At 69.4% G+C, this 1,718-nt stretch carries 1 protein-coding gene; it reads left to right on the top strand.

The annotated features are described in order from the left end of the window. The first annotated feature begins 443 nt into the window (after nucleotides 1-443). Nucleotides 444-1,556, top strand: coding sequence for a Ppx/GppA phosphatase family protein (locus OS124_RS0105560; protein ID WP_029375199.1), 1,113 nt, complete (start codon nucleotides 444-446; stop codon nucleotides 1,554-1,556). Nucleotides 1,557-1,718: the final 162 nt, after the last annotated feature.

The raw sequence follows: 1,718 nt of genomic DNA, 5'->3' as shown, positions 1-1,718 counted from the left end.
ATGTTGCGGCGGGTGACGGGGCGGGGCCTGCCGCAAGACGACCAGGCAGGGTGGTAAAGCGACCTGGCGGCGCGAGGCCGGACAAACCGGACGCCGGGGGCAGGGGGGCTTGGCATCCGCCCGCGTCAGGGGCAGCGGCCGGTCCTGCGGGACCGGTGGCCGTGCCCGATGGCGCGGCGGAGCGGCACGGCCACGTCTGGCGCTGCCGGGCGGCCGGCAGGGACGGCACGCCCGGTCCAACGAGGCGCAGCGCATGCGGAAGGCGTAGGGTGGATGGCAATCCACCATGGGCCCGGCCCCTCGCCGCGCCTTGCCGAAAAGGCGCAACGGCCTGCCTCGTCGCCAAGTCCCGCAGGGACCCTGCCGGATCCCGGCGCAATCATCTTGCGTTGCCCCGCACAAGTGACTACCTTCGACATCAACACGAACAGGAGGGCGCACCCATGGCGCCCAGGCGTCCCAAAGGTGCGGGCGCCTTCCCGAAACCGGTCGAGAGCCCCGCATCCAAACCCCCCGATCCGTCGGAGCTTTACGCTGCGCTGGACCTCGGGACCAACAGCTGTCGCATGCTGATCGCCCAGCCCAAGGGGTCTCAGTTTCACGTCGTCGACAGCTTTTCGAAATCCGTCCAGCTCGGGTCCGGGCTGGAACGATCCGGCCGTCTGTCGCGCTCTTCCATGGCGCGCACCGTGCAGGCCATGCGCATCTGCCAGCAGAAGCTGAAGCGGCACCGGGTCCGGCACATGCGGCTGGTGGCCACCGAGGCCTGCCGCCGTGCGACCAACGCCGGGGCCTTCATCAACCAGGTGCGCCGCGAGACCGGTCTGAAGCTGGAAATCATCGAGCCGGAGGAAGAGGCCCGCCTGGCGGTAATCTCCTGCGCGCCGCTGGTCTCGACCCGGACCGAGCAGCTGCTGGTGGTCGATATCGGCGGCGGCTCGACCGAGCTGGTCTGGATCGACCTGACTTCGGTGCCGCAGCGTGACCGGCCGCGCGCCATCATGCGCCTGCACGCCGGCTTCCACCCTCCAGAGAGCCCCTTTCCGGCGGCCAAGGTGGTCGACTGGATCTCGGTTCCGCTGGGCGTGGCCACGCTGCGCGACCAGTTCCGCGACGTCGAGGACGACTCGGCGCGCTTCGCCCTGATGTCCTGGTTCTTCGAGGAAAGCCTGGCCGAGTTCGCTCCCTACAAGGACGAACAGGCCCGCGAGGGCTTCCAGATCATCGGCACCTCGGGCACCGTGACCACCGTCGCGGCCAGCCATCTGGGGCTCAAGCGCTACGACCGGACCAAGGTCGACGGGTTGCAGATGACCTCGGATCAGATCGACCGGGTAATCCGCGGCTATCTCGAGCTGGGCCCCGAGGGGCGGCGGCGCGATCCGCGCATCGGCCAGGACCGTCAGACGCTGATCATGTCCGGCTCGGCGATCCTGCAGGCGCTGCTCAGGATCTGGCCCACGGACCGGCTCAGCGTTGCCGATCGCGGGCTGCGCGAGGGGCTTCTCTATGCCCAGATGTCGGCGGACGGGGCGCTGGAGGACGGGCCGTTCTGAGGCATCGCGCCGCTGAGGCTTTGACAGCGGGCCGGTTTTGCTATTCTAGGCGGGATCTCGACCGGAACCGGTGCAGGGGGCAGCGCCCCCCGGGCTGCGCCTGATCCCGGCATGTAGTGGGCAAGAGGAAAGGGCAGGCCGTGGCCAAGAAACCGACGGGCA

Origin of the sequence: Oceanicola sp. S124, assembly GCF_000220565.1 — a bacterium.
Classification (GTDB): domain Bacteria; phylum Pseudomonadota; class Alphaproteobacteria; order Rhodobacterales; family Rhodobacteraceae; genus Pseudooceanicola.
Note: the sequence above shows the minus strand (reverse complement) of the source record. Positions and strands in the feature narration are given on the sequence as shown.

Excerpts from the sequence above, each read along its gene's own strand:
- OS124_RS0105560 (WP_029375199.1), top strand. The coding sequence starts at position 444 with ATGGCGCCCAGGCGTCCCAAAGGTGCGGGCGCCTTCCCGAAACCGGTC.